The sequence below is a fragment of the Stenotrophomonas sp. G106K1 genome, assembly GCF_037969685.1.
Lineage (GTDB): Bacteria > Pseudomonadota > Gammaproteobacteria > Xanthomonadales > Xanthomonadaceae > Stenotrophomonas > Stenotrophomonas lactitubi.
Window position 1 is genome coordinate 46,965 of the sequence record NZ_JBBPFR010000007.1, and the last position, 26,495, is coordinate 73,459.

A 26,495-nucleotide genomic window follows, 5' to 3' on the forward strand; every position below is an offset into this window, starting at 1 on the left:
CGCCGCGCTCGCCCAAATCCCCGAACCATGCACTCGCTCACGGATTGACCACGCAATTGATGACAACGTTGTCCCCACCTGGCGCCGGACTCTCTCCCCGGCCCACCAGGTACCTCCGTCCGCCCCCTCCGTCGCCTTCCCCGGCGACGTCCGGACCCTGCGTTACGTGCGGCGCCGTCTTGGCCCGTGCGCCAACCATCGATCGGAGACACACCATGTACGACCCGCTTGTGCAGAGTGCCGATGTACGCAGTGCCCACCCTTCCCTTCATCGCTGTCGCCCGCGCCGTCTGGCCTGGCTGCTGGCCCTCGCCGGGGCGGTGGCCCTGCCTGGCATGGCCCAGGCCGCCAGCTGTGCCGGCGTGGCCGAATGGGACCAGGCCAAGATCTACCGGAGTGGCGATACCCTGCAGAAAGGAGGCGTCCTCTACCGGGCGAACCAGGACATCTGGAACGCACCGCCGGACCATCCGGCCGGGGCGCCCTACTACACCAACCTCGGCGCCTGCGACGGCGGCGGCGCCAACCAGCCGCCAGTGGTCAGCCTGACCTCGCCGGCCAACGGCGCCACCTTCAGCGCCGGCAGCACGGTCAACGTGACCGCCAATGCCAGTGATGCGGACGGCAGCGTCAGCAAGGTCGAGTTCTTCCGCGATGGCAGTTCGCTGGGGGTCGACACCAGCGCGCCGTACAGCGCCAGCTGGGCCAACGCCAGCGCGGGCAGCCACACTCTGCGCGCCGTAGCCACCGACAACAACAACGCCACCGCCAGCACCGCGACCATCACCATCACCGTCAACGCAGCCAGCGGCGATACCACCGCGCCCAGCGTGCCCGGTGGCCTGGCCGTGGGTACCCGCACCGCCAACAGCATCGCCCTGAGCTGGAGCCCGTCCACCGACAACACCGGTGGCAGCGGCCTGGCCGGCTACGACGTGTACCGCAACGGCAGCCTGGTCGGTTCACCGTCCAGCGCCAGCTATGTCGATGGCGGGCTGACCGCCTCCACCAGCTACAGCTACCGCGTGCGTGCCCGCGACAACGCCGGCAATGCGTCGGCGCAGGGGACGGCAGTGACCGCCAGCACCCTGGCCGGCGACGGTGGCACCACCGGCAAGCGGGTCATCGGCTACTTCACCCAGTGGGGCATCTATGGCCGCAACTACCGGGTCAAGAACATCGACAGCAGCGGTTCGGCCGCGCGCCTGACCCACATCAACTACGCCTTCGGCAACGTGCGCAACAACCGCTGCGAAGTGGGCATCACCCAGGCGTCGGATCCCAACAGCGGTGCCGGTGGCGATGCCTTCGCCGACTACACCAAGGCCTTCGGTGCCGGCGAAAGCGTGAGCGGCAGCGCCGACACATGGGACCAGCCGCTGCGCGGTAACTGGAACCAGCTCAAGCAGCTCAAGGCCAAGTACCCGGGCATGAAGGTGTTGATCTCGCTGGGTGGCTGGACCTGGTCGCGTGGCTTCTCCAGCGCAGCGCAACCGGCCAACCGCCAGGCCTTCGTCGCCTCGTGCATCGACGCCTACATCAAGGGCAACCTGCCGGTGACCGACGGTGCCGGTGGCCCCGGCGCGGCGCTGGGCGTGTTCGACGGCATCGACATCGACTGGGAATATCCGGTGGCCTGCGGTATCGCCTGCGGCACGCCCGAAGACAATGCCAACTTCACTGCGCTGATGGCCGAGTTCCGCCGCCAGCTCGATGCGGTGCGTCCGGGCCTGCTGCTGACGGTGGCGGTCGGCGCCGGCATCGACAAGATCCGCGTCACCGATCCGGCCGCGTACCACCCGTACCTGGACTACATCAACGTGATGACCTACGACTTCCACGGCGCGTGGGATGCGAAGACCAATCACCAGTCGGCGCTGTTCGATTCGCCGAGTGATCCGTCCACCGGCGACCAGAAGCTGTACAACAGCAACGATGCCATCGAGGCCTTCATCAGCCGTGGTGTTCCCGCCGCCAAGCTCAACCTGGGCATCGGCTACTACGGGCGCGGCTGGACCGGCGTGACCAACGTCAACAACGGCCTGTACCAGAGCGCCACCGGTGCGGCACCCGGCACGTATGAAGCCGGCATCGAAGACTGGAAGGTGCTGAAGAACCTGGCGTGGCAGGGCTACACCGACAATACCGCCGGGGCCACCTGGATCTACAACGGCAGCACGCTGTGGAGCTTCGATACCCCGGCCAACATCACCCGCAAGATGGGCTACGTGAAGACCCAGGGACTGGGCGGTGCGTTTGTCTGGGAGTTCAGCGGCGACGACGCGCAGGGCACGCTGACCAAGGCGGTCAGTGATGGCCTGAAATAAGCAGACAACCGGGGATGCGACTGGCATCCCCGGTTTCCAACCTGTAGAGCCGAGCCCATGCTCGGCTGATGTGTCCGCAGCCGAGCATGGGCTCGGCTCTACAGAAAAAGGTCAGCGGCGGTCAGCGCTTGGCTGACAGCTTCTCCAACGCGGCACGCAGCTGCGCAGGCGGCAGGTAGCCGCCGAGCTGGGTGCCATCCGGCGCGAAGATGGCCGGCGTACCGTTCACCCCCAACTGCTGGCCCAGGGCGTACTGCATGGCCACCGGGTTGGTGCAATTCTTCGCGGCCACCGTGCCACCACGCTTGGCATTGGTCAGTGCCTGGCGACGATCGGCCGCACACCAGACCGAGATCATGTCGGTGTAATCCTTGCTGCCCAGGCCCATGCGCGGGAACGCCAGGTATTCAACGGTGATGCCGTTGCGGTTGAGCTCGGCGATGTCCTCGTGCAGCTTGCGGCAGTAGCCGCATTCGATGTCGGTGAACACGCTGATGGTGTACTTCGCGTTCGGCGCGGCGAACACGATGCGGTCGCCATGGTTGGCCTTGGCCAGCAGGTCGCGACGGTAGCCCAGCAGGCCTTCGCTGTTGGCCGGGCTCTTGACGCGGGTGTCGTAGGGCTGCGACTGGAACAGGTAACGGCCGTCGTCAGAGACGTACAGCAGCTGGCCGGAGACCACTACTTCACGGAAGCCCGGAAAGGGCGCGGCACCGATGTAGTCCACCTGGAAGCCGGGGTTGAGCTCGGTCAGGGCCTTGCGCACGGCCTGCTCGGCCGGAGCATTGGCCGTGGCGGCAGGGCCGGCCTTGGCTGCCGCTGCGGCGGGCGCCTTTGCGGCGGGCGGGGCGGGCTGGGCGCAGGCACTCAGGCTGAGCGCGCCGAACACGGCGGCGATGGCGAATCGGAGCATGGAGCAGTCCGCAGCAGAAAGAAGACTTCGGATTCTGACACAGCCATCCTGAGCGGTCCGCGATGCCGCGCACAGGCCCGGCAGGGGCTCAGCCGTGGGCTCAGCCGCGTGGATGATGGCGGGCGTGCAGCTTCTGCAGGTGTTCGCGTGCGACCAGGGTGTAGATCTGGGTGGTGGACAGCGAGCTGTGGCCCAGCAGCATCTGCAGCGCGCGCAGGTCGGCGCCACGGTTCAGCAGGTGGGTGGCGAAACTGTGCCGCAGGCCATGCGGACTGATCCGCGCCGGGTCGATACCGGCCACCGCCGCGTAGCGCTTGACCAGGTGCCAGAACGCCTGGCGGGTCAAACCATGCAGCGCCGGTTCGATGAACAAGGGCGTCTGCCCGTCGACCAGCGCCTGCACCTTGCCCTTGCCCACCAGCTGCGGTCGCGACTGCTGCAGGTAGCGTTCCAGCCAGTACTGCGACTCCTCGCCCAGCGGCACCAGGCGCTCCTTGCTGCCCTTGCCGGTCACCCGCAGCACGCCCTGGCGCAGGTTCACCGCCGTGGCGGGCAACAGCACCAGCTCGCTCACCCGCAGCCCGGCGGCATACATCAGTTCCAGCATGGCGCGATCGCGCAGGCCGAGCGGACTGTCGATATCCGGCGCCGCCAGCAGCGCATCGATCTGGCTTTCGGCCAGCGCCTTGGGCAGCAGCCGTGGCAGCTTCGGCGGATCGAGCAGTGCGCTGGGATCTTCACTGCGTTCGCCACGGCGTACGGCGTCGGCAAAGAACGCGCGCAGCGCCGACAGCAGCCGCGCATTGCTGCGCGGCGACCAGTTGTGGCGGGTGCGCCAAGCCAGGTAATCGAACAGGCCAGCGCGCTCAACGCCGGCCAGACCACCGTCGCGCCCGTCACACCAGCGCGCCAGGCCTTCGAGGTCGCGGCGGTAGCTGTCCAGCGTGGCGCGGGCCAGGCCGTGCTCGGCCCAGATCGCATCGAGGAAGCGCTGGATGCGCTGGCTGTCCTCGCCGCGCAGCCCGGGCAGTTGCTGGACCAGCTGACGACGTTCGGCGGGAGTGGAAGTGACGGCCATGCACGCAGGATACGAGGCCAACTGCGGGCACGGCCAGCATTGCGTATGCTCGGCACATGTCGAGCCCCGCCACCGATGCGGCCCACGTTGCCGCTGATACGCCCCGCCCGCGCGCGCTGCTGCTGTGGCGCCTGCTGGCGATGATCTATGACGCGTTGCCGGTGCTGGCCTTGTGGATGCTGGCCGGCACCGTGTTCACCCTGGCCTATACGTTCAGCGGCCATGCGCAGCGCGAGAACATCGCGCCTTTCAGTGCATGGCAATGGCTGCTGTGGGCGGTGTGCTGGGCAATCACCGGGTGGTACGCCACCGCCAGCTGGCGGCGCGGCGGGCAGACCTTGGGCATGCGCCCGTGGCGCTTGAAGCTGGAATCACGCGATGGCAAGCCATTGCGACGCGGCCAGCTGTGGCTGCGGTTCGCGGTGGGCACATTGTCGTTGCTGCTGGGCGGACTGGGCTTCTGGTGGGCGCTGGTGGATCGCCAGCGGCTGACCTGGCACGACCGCGCGAGTGCCACGCGGGTGCTGCGGATGCCGAAGCGCTGACCTGTGCTGGCAGCGCCGGGCCATGCCCGGCGCACACGGGATATCGCACACCTTCGCCCGGCATGGCCCGGCGCTACCGGCATCAGCCCGATTTGCGCCGGAACAGCAATCCGGACACCGCCAGCATCACGATCGGCGGCAGCGCGTAGGCAATGCGATAGTCGAACTTGAGCGCACCGGCCATGCGCCCGAAGAACAGCTGCAGCAGCCAGAACGCCAGCGCGAACAGGATGCCCAGGAACAGGCGCTTGCCCATGCCGCCACTGCGCAGCGAACCGAACGCGAACGGCACCGCTGCCAGGCACAGCGCCAGCACATTCAACGGGTAGAACCAGCGGCTCCAGTACACATCCTCGTAGTCGCGTGCATCCAGCCCGTTGCGCTCGCGGTAGGCGATGCTGGTGCTCAGCTCGGACACGCTGAGGTTGCGCGGCTTGGCGATGCCGGTGGCCAGGGCTCCGGCGTCCAGCTTGGAATTCCACGGCTCACGAGCCACTTCCTGGCGCGTTGCCGAGCGCTCGCCGAAGGTGTCGCGGCGCACGCCGGTCAGCACCCAGCCGTCCTTGTCATGCTCGGCGGTGGCGGCATGGGTCAGCGTGCCGACCCGCCCGTCCTCGTTGATCCTGTAGAGGCGCACGTCACGCAGGATCAGCCGGGTGCCCTTTTCGCCCACCAGCTGTTCTTCGCCGGTCTGTGCGTTGAGGAACGTGTCACCCTCACGCGCCCACAGGCCGGAGTAACGCGCCACCGCCATGTCGGTGCCCCACTTGGCACTCATCTTCAGTGAATCGGCGCGGTTCTGGCCCCAGGGGCCCAGGGTCTCGGCACTGATCACCATCAGCCCAGTCAACAACGACAGGGCGATCGCCACCGACACGCTCAGGCGCTTGCGCGACAGGCCCAGCGCGCGTAGCGCGGTCAGCTCCGAGGTCGCGGCCAGCTGGCCCAGGCCCATCAGCGCGCCGATCACCGCCGCAGTCGGGAACATCGTGTAGGCCCGGCGCGGCACGGTGTACAGCACCCAGGCAGCAGCATGGCCCAGCGAATAGCCGTTCTTGCCGATGTCCTTGAATTCACCGGAGAAGGCCATCAGCACGTCCAGGCCGACCAGCACCGCCCAGGTCAGCAGCACGGTACCCAGCACCGCCCGGCCCAGGTACAGATCGAAACGCATCGGTCGCAGCATCATGCGCGGGCTCCCTTCGGGCGGGCCATGCGGCCATCACGCGCGTACATCCAGATCGCCAGTGCCAGCAGCGGCAGGGTCAGCCACCACAGGCCAAGCGCTGGCGGAATCTGGCCATTGGCAATCCAGCCGCTGCCGATGAACATCATGTTGGTGCCGACCATGTAGGCCAGCAGGGCCAGCATCATCCGGCCGTAGCGCTGCTGGCGCGGCGAACTGCGGCCCAGCGGCACGGTCAGCAGGGCGAAGGCCAGCGCAATCAGCGGCGGGGCCAGGCGGCGATGCAGCTGTGCCTGCGCCTCGGGGCGCTTGTCGCCGAACAGCGCGGTGGTCGGCATCAGTTCGGGGTCATCACTCTTGCGGGCCTCACTGCCGTCGGGCAGGGCCACGTCGTTGCGGGCGAAGGTGGCCAGACGGTAATCCAGTGCACCGGCCGCCGGCCCTTCCAGCTGGTGGCCATCATCCAGTTCGAGGAAGCGCTGGCGGGCGCCTTCGAAGTACATGCGACCGCTGGCGGCGGACACCACTTCAAGGCGATCCTCCTTCTGCCGCTGCAGGAACACCCGGCCCAGCTGGCTGCCATCGGGGGAGATGGAGGCCACATAGACCACGCCACCATTGGGCAGCGGGGTGAACCGGCCTGGCTCCAGGCCGGCCATCAGCACGCTGCGGTTGGCGTCCTGGATCATCTGTTCGGCGGTGCGCTGGGCCCAGGGCCCCAGCCACAGCGAACAGGCGCCGACCACCGCAATCACCGGCAGCACCAGCAGCAGCAGGGGCTTGAGCAGGCGTTTGGGGCCGACACCGATGGCGGTGATGACCGCCATTTCCGAGTCGCGGTAGAGGCGGGCGATGGCCAGCAGCAGGCCCAGCATCAGTGCCAGCGGCAGGATCAGCGGCATGTAGACGATGAACTGCAGGCCCAGCTGCGAGAACAGCAGCTTGGCCGGCAGCCGCCCGTCGGCGATGTTGCCGAGGATGTCCACCAGCACGCCGCCCACGCTGACCACCAGCAGGACGATCAGGGTAGCCAGGAAACTCTGGACGAAATCGCCCAATAGATAGCGGTCGAGCTTCAACATGGGGCGGTGGTTTAAACTCTCAGGTTCGTTCGCGGTGCCGCCCAGTCTAGCGTCTGGGCGTAAACGGTCCGCGATTGTACGGACTTGCCAATGGAATCTGCTCAATGGCTCTCGAATTCACCCTGAACCACCTCGCTGCGGCTTCGGCCGCCGTTGACTGCCTCGTCGTCGGCGCCTATGCCGACCATACCCTGACTGCGTCCGCGCAGGCACTGGATGCTGCAAGCGGTGGCCGCCTGGCCGCCCTGGCCCAGCGCGGCGACCTGTCCGGCAAGACCGGCGCCACCACCCTGCTGCACGATCTGCCGGGCGTGACCGCCCCGCGCGTGCTGGTGGTCGGCCTCGGCGATGCCGCCCGCTTCGGCGTGCCGCAGTACCTGAAGGCGGTCGGTGATGCCGTGCGCGCACTGAAGGCCGGCGCTGCCCGCAGCGCACTGTTCACCCTGTCCGAGGTGGCGGTGAAGGACCGCGACGCGGCCTGGGCGATCCGCCAGGCGGTGATTGCCGCCGACCACGCGGCCTACCGCTACACCGCCACCCTGGGCAAGAAGAAGGCCGACGATGCCGGCCTGGCCCAGCTGGCCATCACCGGTGAGGATGCGCAGGCCCTGGCCCAGGGCCAGGCCATCGCTGCCGGTGTCGAGTTCGCCCGCGAACTGGGCAACCTGCCGCCGAACTACTGCACCCCGGCCTATCTGGCTGAAGTGGGCGTGAAATTCGCCGACGAGCATGATGGCGCCGAAGCCGAGATCCTCGACGAGACCCAGATGGAAGCGCTGGGCATGGGCTCGCTGCTGGCCGTGGCCCGTGGTTCGGCCAACCGCCCGCGCCTGGTCGTACTCAAGTGGAGCAATGGTGGCGACGCCAAGCCCTACGTGCTGGTCGGCAAGGGCATCACCTTCGATACCGGTGGCGTCAACCTGAAGACCCAGGGCGGCATCGAAGAGATGAAGTACGACATGTGCGGTGGCGCCAACGTCATCGGCACCTTCGTCGCCGCGGTCAAGGCCAAGCTGCCGTTGAACCTGGTGGTGGTAGTGCCGGCGGTGGAAAACGCCATCGACGGCAATGCCTACCGCCCGTCCGACGTCATCACCTCGATGTCGGGCAAGACCATCGAAGTCGGCAACACCGACGCCGAAGGCCGCCTGATCCTGTGCGACGCCCTGACCTACGCACAGCGCTTCGAGCCGCAGGCGCTGGTCGACGTGGCCACCCTGACCGGTGCCTGCATGGTCGCCCTCGGCCACCAGACCGCCGGCCTGATGAGCAAGCACGACGACCTGGCCAACGAGCTGCTGGCCGCCGGCGAGCAGGTCTTCGACCGCGCCTGGCGCCTGCCGCTGTGGGACGAGTACCAGCCGATGCTGGATTCCAGCTTCGCCGACGTCTACAACATCGGCGGCCGCTGGGCCGGTGCCATCACCGCTGGCTGCTTCCTGTCGCGCTTCGCCGAAGGCCAGCGCTGGGCCCATCTGGACATCGCCGGCGTGGCCAGCGATGAAGGCAAGCGTGGCATGGCCACCGGCCGTCCGGTCGGCCTGCTGAGCCAGTGGTTGCTGGACCAGGTCGCCCGCGCCTGACGCTGTACCTGACCCTGGCCGGCAACCGCCGGCCGGGGCCTCGCCGGTCCAGCCGCCACCCGGCATGGATCGGCACCTGCCTCACCTGGATGCCGCCATGCCCCGCGCCGACTTCTACCTGATCGCCAAGCCCCGTTTCCTGACCGAGCCGTTGCGCCTGGTCTGCGAGCTGGCGCGCAAGGCCAACGACGCCGGGTTGTTCACCCTGGTACTGGCCCGCGACCAGGCCCAGGCCGAAGAACTTGACGAACTTCTCTGGTCGTTCGACGACGATGCCTACATTCCGCACCAGATCGTAGGTGAGGACGTGGACGAGGAAGAAGCCCTGGTACTGATCGCCCCGCCCGGCGGTGAGGCCCCGGTGCGGCCGCTGGTGATCAACCTGCGCGACGAACCCTGGCTGGGCCAGTGCGAACGCGTGCTGGAAGTGGTGCCGGCCGACCCGGAAGCGCGCGAACCGCTGCGCGAGCGCTGGCGCCAGTACAAGACCGCCGGTTACGACCTGAACAAGCACGACATGTAAGCCCAGCGAGGCCCCCTTGATGCGCCTGTTGATCGCCCTGATTCTTCCCTGGCTGTCCTTTTTCACCATCGGCCGGCCGTTTGCCGGCATCGTCTGCCTGATCCTGCAGATCACCCTGATCGGCTGGCTGCCCGCCGCCATCTGGGCTGCCTATTCGGTCAGCCAGTACCACACCGACCAGAAGATCCGGCGCACCCTCGGGTCGCGCTGATCTCCCTTCCCGCCTTGATGACTGGTTCCCCCGCATGACCCAACTCGCCTCCAGCTACGACCCGAAGTCCTTCGAGACCGACCTCTACGAGGCCTGGGAGAAGGCCGGCCATTTCAAGCCGTCCGGCAAGGGCGAGCCGTACACCATCCTGCTGCCGCCACCGAACGTGACCGGCACCCTGCACATGGGTCATGCCTTCCAGCAGACCCTGATGGATGCGCTGGTGCGTTACCACCGCATGCGCGGCTACGACACGCTGTGGCAGGTCGGTACCGACCACGCCGGCATCGCCACCGAGATGGTGGTCAGCCGCAACCTGGCGCTGGAAGGCAACGGCGAGACCCGCGATTCGCTGGGCCGTGAGGGCTTCATCGGCAAGGTGTGGGAGTGGAAGCAGCAGTCCGGCGACATCATCGAACGGCAGATGCGCCGCCTCGGTACCTCGGCCGACTGGTCGCGCAGCACCTTCACCATGGACCCGCAGCCGTCCGAAGCGGTGATCGAAGCCTTCGTGCGCTGGCACGAACAGGGCCTGATCTACCGCGGCCAGCGCCTGGTCAACTGGGACCCGGTGCTGAAGACCGCGATCTCGGACCTGGAAGTGGAGAGCGCCGAGGAAGACGGTTTCCTGTGGTCGATCGCCTACCAGCTGGATGAAGGCCTGAGCTACGAACACGTCGAGCGCGATGCCGACGGCGTGGAGACCCTGCGCGAAACCCGCGATTACCTGGTGGTCGCCACCACCCGCCCGGAAACCCTGCTGGGCGACACCGCGGTGATGGTGCATCCGGAAGACGAGCGTTACCTGCACCTCATCGGCAAGAGCGTGATGCTGCCGCTGACCGGCCGTCGCGTGCCGGTTATCGCCGATGACTATGTGGACCGTGCGTTCGGCACCGGCGTGGTCAAGGTCACCCCGGCGCATGATTTCAACGACTACCAGGTGGGCGTGCGCCACAGCCTGCCGATGATCAACCTGTTCACGCCGGTGGCCGCGATCAACGACAACGCGCCGGAACGTTTCCAGGGGCTGGACCGTTACGACGCGCGCAAGGCCGTGCTGGCTGAGCTGGAAGACCTGGGCATCCTGGTCGAGACCAAGGCGCACAAGCTGCAGGTGCCGCGCGGCGACCGTACCGGCCAGGTGATCGAGCCGTACCTGACCGACCAGTGGTTCGTGAAGATGGACGAACTGGCGCGTCGTGGCCTGGAGCTGGTCGAAGGTACCGATGGAAAGCCGGGCTCGATCTCGTTCGTGCCGCCGAACTGGATCAACACCTACCGCCACTGGATGACCAACATCCAGGATTGGTGCATCAGCCGCCAGCTGTGGTGGGGCCACCGCATTCCCGCATGGTTCGATGCCGCCACCGGCAGCTGCTACGTCGGCCGCAGCGAAGAGGAAGTGCGGGCGAAGAACAATCTCGGCAGCGACGTCGTGCTGAGCCAGGAAAGCGACGTGCTGGAGACCTGGTTCTCCTCGCAGCTGTGGCCGTTCTCCACTTTGGGCTGGCCGAACGAGCAGGCGATGGCCGAGCGCGGTTTCGACCGCTACCTGCCGTCGTCGGTGCTGATCACCGGCTTCGACATCATCTTCTTCTGGGTGGCGCGCATGATCATGGCCACCGACAACCTGACCGGGAAGATCCCGTTCAAGGACGTCTACTTCACCGGCCTGATCCGCGATGGCCAGGGCCAGAAGATGTCAAAGAGCAAGGGCAACGTGCTCGACCCGTTGGACATCATCGACGGCATCACCATCGATGACCTGGTGGCCAAGCGCACCGGCGGGCTGATGCAGCCGCGCATGGTGGAGAAGATCGAGAAGGCCACGCGCAAGGAATTCCCGGACGGCATCGCCGCCCATGGTGCCGATGCGCTGCGCTTCACCATCGCCGCGCTGGCCACCCATGGCCGCGACATCAAGTTCGACATGAACCGCGCCGAGGGCTACAAGAACTTCTGCAACAAGCTGTGGAACGCCAGCCGCTTCACCCTGATGAACACCGAAGGTGCAGCGTTCACTGGCGTGCCGACGCCGCGTACCGATGCCGAGCGCTGGATCCTCGCGCGCCTGGCCGCTACCACCGCCGAAGCGCAGGGCCATTTCGCCGCCTATCGCTTCGACCTGCTGGCGCAGTGCCTGTACGAGTTCGCCTGGAACGCGTTCTGCGACTGGTTCCTGGAACTGAGCAAGCCGGCGTTGAACGGTGCCGATGCGGCCGACGCCGACAGCACGCGCCACACCCTGCTGTACGTGCTGGAAGCGCTGCTGCGCCTGCTGCACCCGCTGACCCCGTTCATCACCGAACAGCTGTGGCAGCAGTTGGCCCCGCGCCTGGGCCTGGCCGAAACCACACTGTCGCTGCGTCCGTACCCGACCGCCGCCGAGTTCGAGGGCAATCATGCGCAGGCCGAGGCCGACGTTGAATGGTTGAAGGCGGTGATCAGTGCCGTGCGCCGCGTGCGCAGCGAACTGAACGTCGCCCCGTCCAAGCTGGTGCCGCTGCGCCTGCTGGCCGGCCTGGAACATGCCGGGCAGAGCCAGGACCGCGTGCGCATCGAGCGCTTCAGTGCCTCGCTGTCGTTCCTGCTGAAGCTGGACAGCATCCAGTGGCTGGCAGACGCGCAGAGTGCGCCGCCGGCAGCCGCCGCGATCGTCGGTGAGCTGAAGCTGCTGGTGCCGCTGGAAGGCCTGGTTGATCTCGATGCCGAGCGCGCGCGCCTGGACAAGGAGATCAAGCGCGTAGAAAGCGAACAGGAGAAGAGCGAGACCAAGCTGGCCAAGTTCTCCGACAAGGTGCCGCCGGCGGTGATCGAGCAGGAACGCGTGCGCCTGGTCGACTGGAACAACCAGCTGGCCGGCCTGCGCGAACAGCGCGCGAAGCTGTAACGCCTCCCGGGTGGGTGCGGATCGTGGTCCGCACCACTGTGAAGTGCCAACCATGGTTGGCACCTACCCTGCAGAACGATGTGCCGACCAAGGTCGGCACCCACCCCTGCCTTTTGGCATCATCATCCGATGCCACTTTCCATCTTCCTGCTGGTCCTCTCTGCCGCGGCACTGCACGCCAGCTGGAACGCGATCGTCAAACGCGGGCCGGACAAGTTTCTCGGCACGGTGCTGGTCACTGGCAGCGCCGCGCTGTTGTCTGCACTGGCCTTGCCGTGGCTGCCCTTCCCCGCCGCGGAAAGCTGGCCGTGGCTGATCGCATCGGTGCTGCTGCAGGTGACGTACTACGCGTTGGTCGCACGCTGCTACCAGCAGGTCGACATGAGCCTGGCGTATCCGATGATGCGCGGCTGCGCGCCGATCCTCGTTGCGCTGGCCGGCGCCGCGCTCGGCGAGCACCTGCCGGCTTCAGCCTGGCTCGGTGTCATCCTGGTGAGCGGCGGCATCCTGTGCATGGCACGCGGTGCGCGTGCTGGCCAGTTGCGCCTGCCGTTGCTGACCGCCGCGATGATCGCCACCTACACGCTGGTCGATGCGCAGGGTGCGCGGCTGTCCGGCAATGCGCTGAGCTACACGTTGTGGCTGTTCCTGCTGTCGGGCATTCCGTTGCCGCTGTGGGCGCTGCATCGGCAGCGCGGCACGCTGCTGGCGTATGCGCGCCAGCACTGGCCGTTGGGCGTGGCTGGCGGCATCGGCACCACCGCATCGTATGCAATGGCGCTGTGGGCGATGACCCAGGTGCCGGTGGCCATGGTGTCGGCGTTGCGCGAATCGTCGATCCTGTTCGCGTTGCTGATCTCGGTGTTCCTGCTGCGCGAGCGTGTACCGCGTGCTCGCTGGGCGGCGGCGGCGTTGATCGTGGCCGGCGTGTTGGCGCTGCGGCTGGCGTGAGAACGGCGTACCAACCAAGGCGGCGATTCATTGGCAGTGCCGGCTGCTGGCCGGCAACCCTCTCCGTTACAGCGGCGGCATTGTCTCCAGCTCGCCGTCCACCAGTTCGATTGCCATCACCAGCGCATCTTCGCGCCCCTGCGCAGCAGGATAGTAGCGAGGGCGCCGGCCGATCTCGTTGAAGCCTTCGCTGTGATACAGCGCCAGGGCCGGGGTATTGGACGGACGCACTTCCAGAAACACCCGCTGCGCGCCTCGATCAGCGGCCAGGCGGACCAGCGCACGCAGCAGCTGGCGGCCGAGCCCACGCGACTGCACCAGCGGATCGATGCAGATGTTCAGCACGTGCGCTTCATCGGCAGCGAGGCTGAGCACGCCATAGCCGATCAACAGGCCATCGCGCTCCATGGCCAGGCCGGGATAACCGGCGCGCAGGCAATCCAGGAAAATACCGCGGGTCCACGGATAGGGATAGCCACGCACTTCGATGGCCATCACCGCGTTGAGATCGCTTTCGCGCAGTGCACGCATGGCCACCGGCCCGGGTTGGCTGACCGCACTCATGCGGATCCGCCCTTGCGCAGCGCACGCAGCTGCGGCCACAACGCGCGCTTGGCTGCGGGGTCGCGACGCAGTTGTTCCAGCGGCCAGCTTTCCATCAGTGTCTGTGTAGCCGGGTCGTTCGGATTGCAGCCCGAGGCGCGCAACAGCGCGATCTGCAGGCGATCAGGCAGGCGCACCAGCGGCTGGCGCGCGTTGCCGGTGGGCAGCGGACGGGCCGCCGCCGGTACGGTATCCGGCGCCACCACCGGCACGGCAGTGCGTGGTGGCGCGCGCTCGGGTCGAGGTTCCGGCGCCGCGTCGCGCTGGCTGGGTGCGTGCCGCATCGAAGGTGGAGCCGTGCGCGTCGGCTCGACCGGCACGGGTGCCGAGGCTGCGGCTTCAGCAACGCTCAGCTGCAATGCCGCGTCCATTTCGGCGGCCAACTGGCCATCGTGATAGACGGTGTAGCCCATGGCCTGCAGCCAGGCCTGCTGGGCCGGGGACCACAACACGGGCAGGTCCTGGCTCACGCTGCCTCGGGCTTCTTGCGCAGGCGCTGCACACCCCACATCACCGGGCCTGACAGGGCGTAGAGGATGCCGACGACGAGCAACACACGTGGCAGGTCGATCACCGCGATGGCGATGGCGATCGGCACCAGTGCAAGCACCAGGAACGGGACACGGTCTGAACGTGCGCCCTCCTTGGCCGCGCCACCCTTGAAGCTCCAGAAGCGGATGCGGCTGACCATCAGCAATGCGGCGACCAGGGTCACCGCCAGCGCCACGAAGCGCAGCTCGTTGCCGTTCCAGCCCAGGGTGCCATCGGCGAAGGCCCAGACGAAGGACATCATCAGGCCGGCGGCAGCCGGACTGGCCAGGCCGACGAACCAGCGTTTGTCGACCACGGCTACCTGGGTGTTGAAGCGGGCCAGACGCAGCGCCGCGCAGGCGGCGTACAGGAACGCCACCGCCCAGCCCAGGCGACCGACCAGCTCGCCGTCGTATTTCAGTTCCGACAGGGACCAGTGGTACATCACCAGTGCGGGCGCCATGCCGAAGCTGACCAGATCGGCCAGCGAGTCGTACTGCACGCCGAACTCGCTGCTGGTGCCGGTCAGGCGCGCGACACGGCCATCGAGGCCATCCATCACCGCTGCCACGAACACGGCGATGCTGGCGTTGACGAAATCCCCGTTGGCCGCGGCGATGATGGCGTAGAAGCCAGAGAACAGCCCAGCCGTGGTGAACAGGTTGGGCAGCAGGTAAATCGTGCGCGAGCGCGGCGGCGGTGTGATCGGGTCCATGGAATCCAGTTTAATCGACTTGCCAGCGGTCGGCGCCAATGCTGCAATCGGCGTTCTACGCCCATTCTGCGGAGTTTGCCATGCGTGCCCTGTCCTGCCTGGGTTGCCTGCTGCTGTTGGCCAGTACCACTGCGCTGGCCGGCCCTGTCTACAAGTGGAAGGACGCCAAGGGCGTGACGCAGTATTCGGAAACGCCGCCGGCCGGGGCCAAGTACGAGACCCGTGCCCAGGCCAGGACGCCGGTGGCGGACGCAGCCCCGGAGCCTGCCGCCGCGCCGGTGCCGGAGCAATGCAGCACCGCCCGCACCAACGTGGCGCTGCTGGAAGGCAGTGGCCAGGTAATGCACGACACCGACGGCGACGGCAAGGCCGATACCGCGCTTACCCCGGAACAGCGCAGTGCGCAGAAGGCCCTGGCCGAGGCGGCAATCAAGGCGTACTGCCCTCCGGCGGGTTGAAGGGAGGGTATCGGCCGGGCTGGCAGAATAGGTGTCTCTGCCGTAATCCGAAGCCGACGATGCGCCTCTCCCAGTTCCACCTGCACACCACCAAGGAAACCCCCAGCGACGCCGAGCTGACCAGCCACCGGCTGATGCTGCGCGCGGGCATGATCCGCAAGCTCGCATCCGGCCTGTACACCTGGTCGCCGCTGGGCCTGCGCGTGCTGCGCAAGGTCGAACGCATCGTCCGCGAGGAAATGGACCGTGCCGGTGCCGTCGAATTCCAGATTCCGACCATCCAGCCGAAGGAACTGTGGGAGCAGACCGGTCGCTGGCAGAAGTTCGGCCCGCAGTTGCTGAAGATCAAGGACCGCAAGGAGCAGACCTTCTGCTACAGCCCCACCGCCGAAGAAGCGGCCTGCGATTTCGCGCGCAGCGAACTGTCCAGCTACAAGCAGCTGCCGGTGAACTTCTACCAGATCCAGACCAAGTTCCGCGACGAGATCCGCCCGCGCTTCGGTGTGATGCGTGCGCGCGAGTTCCTGATGAAGGACGCCTATTCGTTCCACCTGCACGACGAAGATCTCGTGCGCGAGTACGAAAACATGAAGATGGCCTACAGCCGCATCTTCACCCGCCTGGGCCTGGACTTCCGCATGGTGCAGGCCGATTCCGGTGCGATCGGCGGTGACGCCTCGCAGGAATTCCACGTGATCGCCGATTCCGGTGAAGACGCGCTGGTGTTCTCCACCGGCTCGGACTACGCCGCCAACATGGAAGCGGCCATTGCCGCCGATCCGGCTGCGCGCGCTGCGGCCTGCGAAGCGCTGCGCAAGGTCGAGACCCCGACCCAGAAGACCTGCGAGGACGTTGCCGCCCTGCTCGGCATCGACCTGCAGCGCACCGTGAAGTCGGTGGCGCTGATCGCCGGTGAAGGCAAGGCACAGCAGTTCGTGCTGGTGCTGGTGCGTGGCGACCACGAGGTCAACGAAATCAAGCTGGGCAAGGTTGCCGGCCTGGACGAACAGCGTTTTGCCAGCGAAGCAGAGATCGCCGAGTTCCTCGGCAGCGTGCCGGGCTTCCTCGGTCCGGTCGCGCCGGCCAAGCCGATCCGCGTGGTCGCCGATCGCGAAGTGGCCGCGATGTCCGACTTCGTCGTCGGTGCCAACGAGGCCGGTTTCCACCTGGCCGGCGTCAACTGGGGCCGCGACCTGGCCGAACCGGAAGTGGCGGACATCCGCAATGTACGCGCGGGTGATCGTGCGCTGGATGGCGGCGAACTGAAAATCGCCCGCGGTATCGAAGTCGGTCACGTGTTCCAGCTGGGCCGCACCTATGCGAAAGCGCTCGATGCCACCGTGCTGGACGAGAACGGCAAGGCCGCGGTGATGACGATGGGCTGCTACGGCATCGGCATTTCGCGCGTGGTCGCCGCAGCCATCGAACAGAACCACGATGACGCCGGCATCATCTGGCCCGACGCGATGGCGCCGTGGCAGGTGGTGGTCTGCGTGATCAATCCGAAGGGTGACACGGGTGTGGCCGATGCAGCGGCAGGCCTGCTGCAGGAGCTGCGCGACGCCGGCCTGGATGCTGCGCTGGATGATCGCGGCCTGCGCCCGGGCGCGATGTTCGCCGACATGGAACTGATCGGCATCCCGCACCGCGTGGTGGTCAGCGAACGCGGCCTGGCCGCAGGCACCTTCGAGTACCGCTCGCGTCGCGCCGCCGAAGCGGAGAGCCTGGACAAGGTTACCCTGCTGCAGCGCCTGCAGGGTTGATCGGAAAAGACCGGGGTATACCCCGGTCTTTTTTTTCCGGATGGCCGTTCCCGGAAAATCGCAGTGGACATAATCCGGTCAAAATGGTCGCAACCGGGCCAGCCAGCCGACAGACGGTGACCGCAACTATTTGTGCTGGGATTAATTCCTCATTACTCTGTCCCGCGACGCCACGGACCGGCTCGTCCCTGTCCCTAAATTAGTTTCTGGAGTAATCGTTGATGAGCATCGACCTGACCGGCCTGTCTGCACGTGAGCTGGGCGCATTGATCCGCACAGCCAAGAAGCAGCAGACCATCGTCGCCAAGCGTCGCCCGATCACCAAGGTGCGTGCCCAGCTGAGCAAGCTGGCCAAGACCGAGGGTTACACCATCGAGGAACTGTTCGGTGGTGAACCCGCACCGCGCGCGCGCAAGGTCGCCAAGGCCACCAAGGCCCCGTCCAAGACCGCCGGCCGCAAGCTGGGCAAGGTTGCACCGAAGTACCGCAACCCGGCCAACCCGAAGGAAACCTGGACCGGTCGTGGCAAGCAGCCGCGCTGGATGGCCGAGCTGACCGCCAAGGGCAGCAAGAAGCCGGAAGATTTCCTGATCAAGAAGGCCTGAGGCCGACTGCAGCAGGAATGAAAAACGCCGGCGAAAGCCGGCGTTTTTTTGGGGTAGCGCCGGGACATGCCCGGCGAGCGCAGCGGTGGGTTTCCCGATCCGCCGGGCATGGCCCGGCGCTACCACCCCTGATCACAGCGTCTTGCGCGCCGGCATCAGCAGGTTGCCGAACAGCAGGCCGGCGACCAGCGCCATCACCACGTTCAACACGGTCAGGAACACGCTTTGGCCGGCGCCCACGTCCTGTTGCTGGACCAGGGTCAGCACACCACGCAGGCTGGTGCTGCCAGGCACCATCATGATGATGCCCGGCAGGCGGATGATCGCGCCGGGACGGCCGACCACGCGCCCGAACAGGTTGCCGCCGGCGGTCAGCAGCATCGCCGACAGGAAGATGCCGGCCGGCGTACCCCAGGCATGACCACCAAACTTGGAGATCGCGTAACCGGCCACCGAGGCGGCGATCACCCACGGATAGTCGCGGCGGTTGGCCTTGAACAACATGGCGAAGGCGAACGCCGCCGTCAGCAGCGAGCCCCACTCCACCCACGGTCCCTGTGGTCGCGAGGCACGGATCATCGGGTCCAGCCCCAGCACATCGGCCAGGGTCACCGCGATCATCGCGCCGACACTGAGCTTCATGATCGTGGTCAACGCGCCGGCAAAGCGCGCGGTGCCGGACACCCAGTGCTGGCTGGCCAGTTCATTGACCGCATTGGTCAGCGACATGCCCGGCAGCAGCACCACCAGCGAAGCGATGATCACCGTGTTGAGATTCAGGGCGCCCACGAAGCTGGCAACCACGGTGGCGACCAGACCGGCCAGCAGCGCCGCCAGCGCTTCGGCCGCTTCACGGCTGGCCGGGCGCTTGTCGGTGACCATGCCGAGCAGGCCGATCAGCAGGCCGATGACGCCGGCGGTGGCGATGTCCAGCCACGGCAGCTTCCACATGCCCGCCACGCCGGCCGCACCGAGGGTGAAAGACAGGATGGTGCGCAGCTTGCCGCGCCAGCCCGGATCCTTGTCCAGCTGGCGCAGCGCGGTGTGGCCCTGGGCAATGCTCATGCGGCCGTTGGCCACTTCTTCGGCGATCCCGTCAGCCACGCTGAGCTTGTGCAGGTCGTTCTCGCCGGGCGCCAGCCGGATCACCCGGGTGATGTCGCTGGAGCCGATGGCCTGTGCCGGGTCGCTGAAACTGAGGATGATGCCGGTGGGATTCGACCACGGTTCACAATCCAGATCGAGCTGCCGGGCCAATGCAACCACCGCCGCCTCCAGGCGCTGGGCCGTTGTGCCGTAGCTGTGCAGGCGGCCGGCGATCTCGGAAACGAAGGCCACGCGCTGCGCGTAGGTGGCCTGGGGCGTGGGGATCGTGTGAGCGTCTGCGGACATGCGCCGTAGTATTACCTACGTCAGGCTCTGCTGGAGAAATTCATCCTGGTTCGACGCGACGTGCAATTCAGAACGGTTATGCTGCGACCCGAATGGCCCCCATGACCCCGCCCCACGCCCCCCAGCTCGAACAGGACGCTCAGGATCCGGGACTGATCCGGCTGTCCGGCCACTGGACCCTGAAGACCGCGCTGGCCGCGGCCGAAGTGCTGCGTGGCGTTCCGGACACGCTGACCGGCATCGACGCCACCGGCATCGAGCAGCTCGACTCGGCCGGCGTGCTGCAGGTGCTGCGGGTCGCCCATCGTGCCGATCTTGGCGAACACGCGCTGCAGTTCCGCCCGGACCACCAGGCGCTGGTGTGCACCATCGAAGAAGTGGCCGACGACCGTCCGAAGCCGAAGCGTGACTTCGGCGTGCTGGCGGCACTGGAGCGGCTGGGCGTCAGCGTCCATGCCACGGGCCATAACATCAAGGCGCTGTGCAGCTTCCTCGGTGAGAACCTGGTCAAGGCCGCACGCCTGGTCAAGGAACCGCGACGTTTCCGCCTGACCGCGACCGTGCACCAGATGGAGCAGGTCGGGCTGGACGCCGTGCCGCTGGTCGCGCTGCTGTCCTACCTGGTCGGCGCAGTCATCGCCTTCCTGGGCTCGACCATCCTGCGCGATTTCGGCGCGGAGATCTTCGTGGTCGAACTGGTGAACATCGCCTTCCTGCGCGAATTCGCCGTGCTGCTGACCGCGATCGTGCTGGCCGGCCGCACCGCCAGTGCGTTCACCGCGCAGATCGGTGCGATGAAGGCACGCGAGGAAATCGATGCGATGCGCACCCTGGGGCTCGACCCCATCGACCTGCTGGTGCTGCCGCGCCTGGTCGCGCTGCTGGTGACGCTGCCATTGCTGACCTTCATCGCGATGATCGCCGGCCTGGCCGGTGGTATCACCGTCGGCGCGTTCGACCTCGACATCCCGCCGCAGATGTATATCGCGCGCATGCACGACACGATGGAAGTGCGGCACATGCTGGTCGGCCTGTCCAAGGCACCGGTATTCGCGCTGGTGATCGGCCTGATCGGCTGCCTGGAAGGCCTGAAGGTGGAAGGCACCGCGCAATCGGTCGGCGAGCGCACCACCTCCAGCGTGGTGCAGACGATCTCGCTGGTGATCATCATCGACGCCTTCGCGGCGTTGTGGTTCATGCACATGGACTGGTGACATGAGCACGCATCCGACCCCCGAAGAAGTGCCCATGCAGGACGACGAAGGCCACGACCTGGCCATCCGCGTGCGTGGGCTGGTCAACCGCTTTGGCAGCCAGACCGTGCACGAAGGGCTGGACCTGGACGTGCGCCGTGGCGAGATCCTTGGCGTGGTTGGCGGCTCGGGCACCGGCAAATCGGTGCTGATGCGCTCGATCCTGGGCCTGCGTGTGCCGGATGAAGGGCAGATCGAGGTGCTCGGCCGCGACGCGCGTGCCGACGATCCCGAGAGCCGCCTGCACATCGAACGCAATACCGGCGTGCTGTTCCAGGACGGCGCCCTGTTCTCGTCGCTGACCGTCGGCGAGAACGTGCAGGTGCCGCTGAAGGAACATCACCGCGAACTACCCGAGCGCTGGCATTACGAGCTGGCCCTGCTGAAGGTGAAACTGGCCGGCCTGCCCGCCGATGCGATCAACAAGCTGCCCTCGCAGCTGTCCGGCGGCATGCGCAAGCGCGCCGGCCTGGCACGGGCGCTGGCGCTCGACCCGCCGCTGCTGTTCCTGGATGAGCCGACCGCCGGCCTGGATCCGATCGGTGCGGCCGCGTTCGACCGCCTGATCAAGACCCTGCAGGAAGCGCTGGGGCTGACCGTGTTCCTGATCACCCACGACCTGGACACGCTGTATGCCATCTGCGACCGGGTGGCGGTCATCGCCGACCGCAAGGTGGTGGCCAATGCGCCGCTGCCGGAAATCGAGAAACTGGATCATCCGTGGATCCAGGAATACTTCCACGGACCCCGCGCGCGCGCCGCGCGTGGCGAACAGATCGAGAGTGCCTGAGCCATGGAAACGAAAGCCAACTACGTGCTGATCGGCGCGTTCACCCTGATCACCGGCCTGGCCTTGCTGGCCTTCGGCCTGTGGGCCGCCAAGTACTCCTCCGACCGCACCTGGCAGGAATACCGCGTGGTATTCCGTGAAGCGGTGACCGGCCTGTCGGTCGGCAGCCCGGTGCAGTACAACGGCATCGCGGTGGGTTCGATCACCGAACTGAACCTGGTACCGGACGATCCGCGCCAGGTGGTCGCACGCATCCGCCTGAACTCAACCACGCCGGTCAAGACCGATACCCGCGCCAAGCTGGCGATCACCAGCCTGACCGGCCCATCGATCATCCAGCTCAGCGGCGGCACGCCGCAGTCGCCGGCGCTGACCACGGTCAACAAGGACCCGGCACCGATCATCCCGACCACGCCGTCGGCGCTGCAGAACATCACCGACGTGGCCAACCGCATCGTCGAACGCATGGACCAGATCCTCAGCGACCGCAACGTCGCCTCGATCAACGCCACCCTGGCCAATCTGGAAACGATCAGTGGCGGCCTCGCCGACCGCGACCAGGGCACGCAGTCGCTGCTGCTCAGCGCGCGCGATGCCGCGCGCAGCCTGGACACGACCCTGAAGACCACCAACGGCACCATCGAGCGCCTGGACAAGAACCTGGTGCAGCAGTTGCCGGGCATCATCGACAAGCTCGACGCCACCCTGGCCAAGCTTGATTCAGCCGCCGGCAATGCCGATTCGATCCTCGGCGAAAACCGCGCGGCCATCAACAGCTTCGCCAATGACGGCCTCGGCCAGCTCGGCCCGACCCTGGGTGAACTGCGTGGCCTGATCCGCGACCTGCGCAGGGTCAGCGACCGACTCGAGAACAACCCCGCGCGCTACCTGCTCGGCCGCGACGCCCCGAAGGAGTTCGAACCCAAATGAGCCCGACCACCCTTCCGCGCCTGTTGCTGGCAGCGTCGCTGGCCACCCTGCTGGGTGGCTGCTCGATCCTCGGCAGCGGCGACAAGAACCCCGTCACCCTGTATTCGCCGGCCGTGCAGGTCAAGGTCGACCCCAGCTGGCCACAGGCCGACTGGCAACTGGTGCTGGCCAAGCCCAGCGCCGCGCGCATGGTCGACAGCCCGCGCATCAACGTGCGGCCGACGCCGTCGGAGCTTGAGATCTACAAGGGCGCCAGCTGGGCGCAGCCGGCCACCGACATGATCGAGGACACCCTGCTGCGCGGCTTCGAGGATTCCGGCCGCATCCACGGCGTGGCCCGCGTTGCCGCCGGCATCCGCGCCGACTACAAGCTGTCGACCGACATCCGTCGTTTCGAATCGGACTACCAGGGCCAGACAACGCCAACGGTCGTCATCGAGATCAACGCCAAGCTGATCGACGTGACCAACCAGCGCGTGGTCGCCGACCGCACCTTCCGCCAGCTGCAGCCGGTGGGCAGCACCGACGTGTCGGCAGTAGCCGCCGCCTTCGAGCGCGGCCTGCAGCAGGTGGCACAGGACGTGGTCGGCTGGACGCTGACCAGCGGGCAGAACGACAAGCAGGCGCTGAAGCGCTGATCGGTTTCCGCTGATTGCGCCGGGCCTGGTCCTGCGAAACGGGTAGATCCACGCCATGCGTGGATGAATCGTCCGGGACCGTCGTCAGGTCCGCGGCGTGATCCAGCGGAATGTAAGGTTGATGCGTTCGCCCTGCACCCGCGCCATCTTCGGCAGCGCGTGCTGGTAGTGGCGCTGGGTAGCGCCCCCCATCAGCAGCAGGTCGCCGTGGCCGAGCAGGTACTCGGCCTTGCGTGCCGGATCGTCCCGTCGGCGCAGCAGGAACCGTCGTGCTGCCCCCAGGCTCAACGAGGCGATCAGCGGCGCAGGCCCCAGCTCGGGTTCGTCGTCGCTGTGCCAGCCCATGTAGTCGGTGCCGCCGCGATAACGGTTGAGCAGAACGCTGTTGAATCGACCGACGCCCTCGAGCTGCAGCCGATCGCGCAGCGCGGACAGCTGTAGTGGCCACGGATGGGGCACGAACTCGGCGCCTGAATAGCGGTAACGCGCTTCCGTATCGCCGATCCAGCAGCTCAGCCGTGGTGAATCCACCCAGTTGCCGAACATGCGGATGCGGTGGGTTTCCCAGGGAATTTCCTGTGCCAATGCCTGCTGGAGAGCGTCGGCTTCAGCGGCGGGCAGCCACCCGGTCAGGTGGCGGACGTCGGCGTCTGGCAGGTCGTGGGGGAACAGCATTGGTCAACGCTAGCACGGTGATGTTTGCCCCGACGGCCGCCAACGCTGAAAATGGAGAAATGACCGACATCTACGTTGCGAAACCCTGCTCACGCGCCCTCCTGAACGAGCACGTGAGATGACCGGCATCAACCTGCGCCGGGTACTGTTCCCGCTGCTGCGCGCAGCCTTTCGGGCGCTGCCGCTGTCACAGGCGCAGCGTGATCGCCTGCGCACGCGCTGGCTGGCCCGTCATGGCGACTGGGTGCCGCCGCCGCCCAAAGGACAGCAGGACGTCAGCGGACCGCGCGCCAGTGCCCAATTGCGGTGGCGCGCCGACGAGCCAGCGATCGGCCACGTCCCCTGGCGTGAAGGCATCCTGCCCTCGCCACTGCCCGCTACCCTGGTGGCGTTCTACCTGCCGCAGTTCCACACGTTCCCGGAGAACGATGCCTGGTGGGGCAAGGGCTTTACAGAATGGCGCAACGTCACCCGCGCCCTACCGCAGTTCGAAGGCCATGTTCAGCCACGCCTGCCTGCCGATCTGGGTTTCTACGACCTGCGCAATCCCCAGGTGATGCGTGACCAGGCGCGCCTGGCGACCGAATACGGTATAGGCGCGTTCTGCTTCTACTACTACTGGTTCAGCGGCCGCACGCTGATGGAAGACCCGCTGCGCCAGTGGCTGGACGACGACAGCATCGACTTGCCGTTCTGCCTGTGCTGGGCCAACGAGAACTGGGCGCGGCGCTGGGACGGGCGCGACGATGACATCCTGATCGGCCAGCAGCACAGCGCCGAAGACGATCTGGCCTTCATCGCCCACATCGCGCCCTATCTGTGCGACCGGCGAGCGTTGAAGGTCGACGGCCTGCCGATGCTGCTGGTCTACCGCCCCCATCTGCTGCCCGATGCACGTGCCACCGCCGACCGTTGGCGCCGCTGGTGTCGCGACAATGGCGTGGGCGAGATCCACCTGGCCTACGTTCAAGGTTTTGAACGGCCAGACCCTCGTGACATCGGATTCGACGCTGCCGTCGAATTCCCTCCGAACATGAGCAACCCTTCCTCGCTGTCGGCGCAGCAGTGGCTGCTCAATCCCGACTTCAATGGCGACGTGCGCGACTGGCGCGAACTGGCCAGCGAAATCGCCTCCCGCCCCCTGCCCGATTACCCGCTTTATCCCGGGGTCAACCCGGGCTGGGACAACGAGGCCCGGCGTTCCGGGCGCGGGCGCGTGTATCTGCATGCTTCGCCGCGCGGCTACCGCGACTGGCTGCGCAGCACCGTGCATGAGCGCCTGGCGACGGCCCCGCAGAACCAGCGCATGGTGTTCATCAATGCCTGGAACGAGTGGGCCGAAGGCGCCGTGCTGGAACCGGATGCACGGCTGGGGCATGCCTGGCTGCAGGCGACCCGTGAGGCGTTGTCGCCGGTTGCGTCACGGCAGACACCGACAAGACCGTGCGTGGTGATTCATGCGTGGTATCCGGACGTTTTTGCAGAACTGCTGGACAAGGTGCACGCAACCGGCCTTTCCTGGCGCGTGGTGGTCACCACCACCCATGAGCGACACGCCCAGATCACACATGTGCTGGCGGCCAGTGGCATCGACGCTGAGATCCATGCGTTTGCCAACCATGGTCGCGACATTCTTCCTTTCCTGCACGTCGCCGATTCGCTGCTTGAAGAGGGCGAGGACATCGTGCTGAAACTGCATACCAAGCGCTCTACCCACCGCAACGATGGCGACCGCTGGCGTAACGAGTTGATTGATCGCCTGATGGCGCCTGATCGGGCGCCCGGCATCGTCGAGGCGTTTGCCAATGACCCCGCTCTTGGCCTGGTGCCGCCGGAAGGGCACGTGCAACGTCTGGATTATTTCTGGGGCGCGAACGAACGCAACGTGCAGGCGTTGCTGAGCCGATTCGGCGTGGCGCAGGCCGACACCAACGTCGATAGTTTCATCGCTGGCAGCATGTTCTGGGTGCGGCTTGAAGCCTTGCGGCCCATGCTGGACACGCATTTGCAGCCCTCGCTGTTCGACACCGAGGCCGGGCAGGTGGACGGCACTCTCGCCCACGCCATTGAGCGAACCTTTACCCTCGTCGCGCGCCATGCGGGCTACAGCCAGCAGGATGCTGCAACCCTGCTCGGGCTGCCCTCGCCCCAGGACACGACGTACGCCTACGCCCGCCGCAGTTGAGCACCGGGGGCCAACGGCCCCCGCGCTTTCAATCAGGCGCGCTTGAACGCAACGCCAGTCTTTTCCTTCAACTCATCCTCGCCCACACCCGCGGCAGTCTCCACCAGCACCAGACCGCCATCGGTCACATCGAATACCGCCAGGTCGGTGATGATGCGGTCGACCACGCCCACACCGGTCAGCGGCAGCGTGCATTCGGCCAGTATCTTGTGTTCGCCGTTCTTGGCGGTGTGCTCCATCAGCACCACCACGCGCTGCACGCCAGCCACCAGGTCCATCGCACCGCCCATGCCCTTGACCATCTTGCCGGGCACCATCCAATTGGCCAGGTCACCCATGTCGGTCACCTGCATTGCACCCAGGATGGCCAGATTGACGTGGCCACCGCGGATCATCGCGAAGCTGTCATGGCTGCCGAAATAGCTGGCACCGGCGCGCGCGGTCACGGTCTGCTTGCCAGCATTGATCAGGTCGGCGTCCACCTCGGCCTCGGTCGGGAACGGGCCGATACCCAGCAGGCCGTTTTCCGATTGCAGCCACACGTCCACACCTTCGGGAATGTGATTGGCCACCAGCGTCGGCAGGCCGATGCCCAGGTTCACGTAGGCGCCATCGGTCAGTTCACGCGCAGCGCGCGCCGCCATCTCGTCGCGGGTCCATGCCAT

General features: G+C 66.8%; 25 protein-coding genes. 15 read left to right on the forward strand and 10 right to left on the reverse strand.

Features of this window, described 5'->3' with window-relative positions; translation table 11 throughout:
* Positions 1-215: 215 nt before the first annotated feature.
* Positions 216-2,327 carry a glycosyl hydrolase family 18 protein gene (locus WKB25_RS08860; RefSeq protein WP_340570022.1) on the forward strand — a complete coding sequence of 704 codons (2,112 nt, stop codon included), beginning with the start codon at positions 216-218 and terminating at the stop codon, positions 2,325-2,327.
* A gap of 121 nt (positions 2,328-2,448) precedes the next feature.
* Here WKB25_RS08860 and WKB25_RS08865 read toward each other — a convergent pair whose 3' ends face one another.
* Together WKB25_RS08865 and xerD are read right to left on the reverse strand one after the other, a co-directional pair.
* Positions 2,449-3,240, reverse strand: a complete 792-nt coding sequence (locus WKB25_RS08865; RefSeq protein WP_340570023.1) for a thioredoxin fold domain-containing protein — start codon at positions 3,238-3,240, stop codon at positions 2,449-2,451.
* 100 nt (positions 3,241-3,340) lie between these two features.
* Positions 3,341-4,318 carry a site-specific tyrosine recombinase XerD gene (gene xerD, locus WKB25_RS08870; protein WP_340570024.1) on the reverse strand — a complete coding sequence of 326 codons (978 nt, stop codon included), beginning with the start codon at positions 4,316-4,318 and terminating at the stop codon, positions 3,341-3,343.
* Between the two features lie 56 nt (positions 4,319-4,374).
* Between xerD and WKB25_RS08875 the strand changes: the two genes are divergently transcribed.
* Positions 4,375-4,863, forward strand: coding sequence for an RDD family protein (locus WKB25_RS08875; protein ID WP_340570025.1), 489 nt, complete (start codon positions 4,375-4,377; stop codon positions 4,861-4,863).
* Between the two features lie 82 nt (positions 4,864-4,945).
* Here WKB25_RS08875 and lptG read toward each other — a convergent pair whose 3' ends face one another.
* Together lptG and lptF are read right to left on the reverse strand one after the other, a co-directional pair.
* Positions 4,946-6,052, reverse strand: a complete 1,107-nt coding sequence (gene lptG / locus WKB25_RS08880) for an LPS export ABC transporter permease LptG (protein WP_099820361.1) — start codon at positions 6,050-6,052, stop codon at positions 4,946-4,948.
* Positions 6,049-7,131 carry an LPS export ABC transporter permease LptF gene (gene lptF, locus WKB25_RS08885; RefSeq protein WP_340570026.1) on the reverse strand — a complete coding sequence of 361 codons (1,083 nt, stop codon included), beginning with the start codon at positions 7,129-7,131 and terminating at the stop codon, positions 6,049-6,051. The genes lptG and lptF overlap by 4 nt, the downstream gene beginning before the upstream one ends.
* 104 nt (positions 7,132-7,235) lie before the next feature.
* On the opposite strand from lptF, the gene WKB25_RS08890 reads away from it, so the two are divergent.
* The 5 genes from WKB25_RS08890 to WKB25_RS08910 all read left to right on the forward strand — a co-directional run bounded on the left by WKB25_RS08890 (position 7,236) and on the right by WKB25_RS08910 (position 13,292).
* A complete protein-coding gene (locus WKB25_RS08890) occupies positions 7,236-8,714 on the forward strand; it encodes a leucyl aminopeptidase (protein WP_340570027.1) in 1,479 nt (492 codons plus the stop codon).
* A 97-nt stretch (positions 8,715-8,811) separates the two neighbouring features.
* Positions 8,812-9,237: a DNA polymerase III subunit chi gene (locus tag WKB25_RS08895; protein ID WP_025879359.1), complete on the forward strand. Its 426-nt coding sequence runs from the start codon at positions 8,812-8,814 to the stop codon at positions 9,235-9,237.
* Positions 9,238-9,256: 19 nt separating this feature from the next.
* Positions 9,257-9,448 (forward strand): YqaE/Pmp3 family membrane protein, encoded by a 192-nt coding sequence (locus WKB25_RS08900; RefSeq protein WP_025879360.1) that lies wholly within the window; start codon positions 9,257-9,259, stop codon positions 9,446-9,448.
* Positions 9,449-9,482: 34 nt separating this feature from the next.
* On the forward strand, positions 9,483-12,341 hold the full coding sequence (locus WKB25_RS08905) for a valine--tRNA ligase (protein WP_340570028.1): 2,859 nt from the start codon (positions 9,483-9,485) through the stop codon (positions 12,339-12,341).
* Between the two features lie 129 nt (positions 12,342-12,470).
* Entirely contained in the window at positions 12,471-13,292 is an 822-nt protein-coding gene (locus tag WKB25_RS08910; RefSeq protein ID WP_340570029.1) for an EamA family transporter, read from the forward strand.
* A 66-nt stretch (positions 13,293-13,358) separates the two neighbouring features.
* On the opposite strand, the gene rimI is transcribed toward WKB25_RS08910, so the two are convergent.
* Genes rimI through pssA form a run of 3 tightly spaced genes read right to left on the reverse strand, consistent with a single transcriptional unit; the run spans position 13,359 to position 15,141 of the window.
* The gene (gene rimI, locus WKB25_RS08915; RefSeq protein ID WP_100551513.1) at positions 13,359-13,856 is read right to left on the reverse strand and encodes a ribosomal protein S18-alanine N-acetyltransferase; all 498 of its coding nucleotides are present in this window, start codon (positions 13,854-13,856) and stop codon (positions 13,359-13,361) included.
* Positions 13,853-14,365, reverse strand: a complete 513-nt coding sequence (locus tag WKB25_RS08920; protein ID WP_340570030.1) for a hypothetical protein — start codon at positions 14,363-14,365, stop codon at positions 13,853-13,855. Before WKB25_RS08920 ends, rimI begins: the two co-directional genes overlap by 4 nt.
* Positions 14,362-15,141 (reverse strand): CDP-diacylglycerol--serine O-phosphatidyltransferase, encoded by a 780-nt coding sequence (gene pssA, locus WKB25_RS08925; RefSeq protein ID WP_100462840.1) that lies wholly within the window; start codon positions 15,139-15,141, stop codon positions 14,362-14,364. Before pssA ends, WKB25_RS08920 begins: the two co-directional genes overlap by 4 nt.
* An 80-nt stretch (positions 15,142-15,221) precedes the next feature.
* Between pssA and WKB25_RS08930 the strand changes: the two genes are divergently transcribed.
* The 3 genes from WKB25_RS08930 (at position 15,222) to WKB25_RS08940 (ending at position 17,967) form a co-directional block, all read left to right on the forward strand.
* A complete protein-coding gene (locus tag WKB25_RS08930; protein ID WP_340570031.1) occupies positions 15,222-15,599 on the forward strand; it encodes a DUF4124 domain-containing protein in 378 nt (125 codons plus the stop codon).
* Between the two features lie 59 nt (positions 15,600-15,658).
* The gene (locus WKB25_RS08935) at positions 15,659-17,362 is read left to right on the forward strand and encodes a proline--tRNA ligase (protein ID WP_340570032.1); all 1,704 of its coding nucleotides are present in this window, start codon (positions 15,659-15,661) and stop codon (positions 17,360-17,362) included.
* A 221-nt stretch (positions 17,363-17,583) separates the two neighbouring features.
* The gene (locus WKB25_RS08940) at positions 17,584-17,967 is read left to right on the forward strand and encodes an H-NS histone family protein (protein WP_089238647.1); all 384 of its coding nucleotides are present in this window, start codon (positions 17,584-17,586) and stop codon (positions 17,965-17,967) included.
* A 132-nt stretch (positions 17,968-18,099) separates the two neighbouring features.
* On the opposite strand, the gene WKB25_RS08945 is transcribed toward WKB25_RS08940, so the two are convergent.
* Positions 18,100-19,359, reverse strand: a complete 1,260-nt coding sequence (locus WKB25_RS08945; protein ID WP_340570033.1) for a threonine/serine exporter family protein — start codon at positions 19,357-19,359, stop codon at positions 18,100-18,102.
* A gap of 101 nt (positions 19,360-19,460) precedes the next feature.
* Between WKB25_RS08945 and WKB25_RS08950 the strand changes: the two genes are divergently transcribed.
* The 4 genes from WKB25_RS08950 to WKB25_RS08965 are packed head-to-tail and all read left to right on the forward strand — an operon-like array spanning position 19,461 to position 22,970.
* A complete protein-coding gene (locus WKB25_RS08950) occupies positions 19,461-20,573 on the forward strand; it encodes an ABC transporter permease (protein WP_340570034.1) in 1,113 nt (370 codons plus the stop codon).
* Between the two features lies 1 nt (position 20,574).
* The gene (locus tag WKB25_RS08955; protein ID WP_340570035.1) at positions 20,575-21,402 is read left to right on the forward strand and encodes an ABC transporter ATP-binding protein; all 828 of its coding nucleotides are present in this window, start codon (positions 20,575-20,577) and stop codon (positions 21,400-21,402) included.
* A 3-nt stretch (positions 21,403-21,405) separates the two neighbouring features.
* On the forward strand, positions 21,406-22,332 hold the full coding sequence (locus tag WKB25_RS08960) for an MlaD family protein (protein ID WP_100551507.1): 927 nt from the start codon (positions 21,406-21,408) through the stop codon (positions 22,330-22,332).
* Complete coding sequence (locus tag WKB25_RS08965) at positions 22,329-22,970, forward strand: ABC-type transport auxiliary lipoprotein family protein (protein WP_340570036.1); 642 nt, start codon at positions 22,329-22,331, stop codon at positions 22,968-22,970. Before WKB25_RS08960 ends, WKB25_RS08965 begins: the two co-directional genes overlap by 4 nt.
* 84 nt (positions 22,971-23,054) lie before the next feature.
* Here the strand turns inward: WKB25_RS08965 and WKB25_RS08970 are convergent, their stop codons facing one another.
* A complete protein-coding gene (locus tag WKB25_RS08970) occupies positions 23,055-23,645 on the reverse strand; it encodes an alpha-ketoglutarate-dependent dioxygenase AlkB (protein WP_340570037.1) in 591 nt (196 codons plus the stop codon).
* A gap of 118 nt (positions 23,646-23,763) precedes the next feature.
* Between WKB25_RS08970 and WKB25_RS08975 the strand changes: the two genes are divergently transcribed.
* The gene (locus tag WKB25_RS08975) at positions 23,764-25,830 is read left to right on the forward strand and encodes a glycoside hydrolase family 99-like domain-containing protein (protein ID WP_340570038.1); all 2,067 of its coding nucleotides are present in this window, start codon (positions 23,764-23,766) and stop codon (positions 25,828-25,830) included.
* A gap of 32 nt (positions 25,831-25,862) precedes the next feature.
* On the opposite strand, the gene WKB25_RS08980 is transcribed toward WKB25_RS08975, so the two are convergent.
* Positions 25,863-26,495 carry a CoA transferase subunit B gene (locus tag WKB25_RS08980; protein WP_340570039.1) on the reverse strand — a complete coding sequence of 211 codons (633 nt, stop codon included), beginning with the start codon at positions 26,493-26,495 and terminating at the stop codon, positions 25,863-25,865.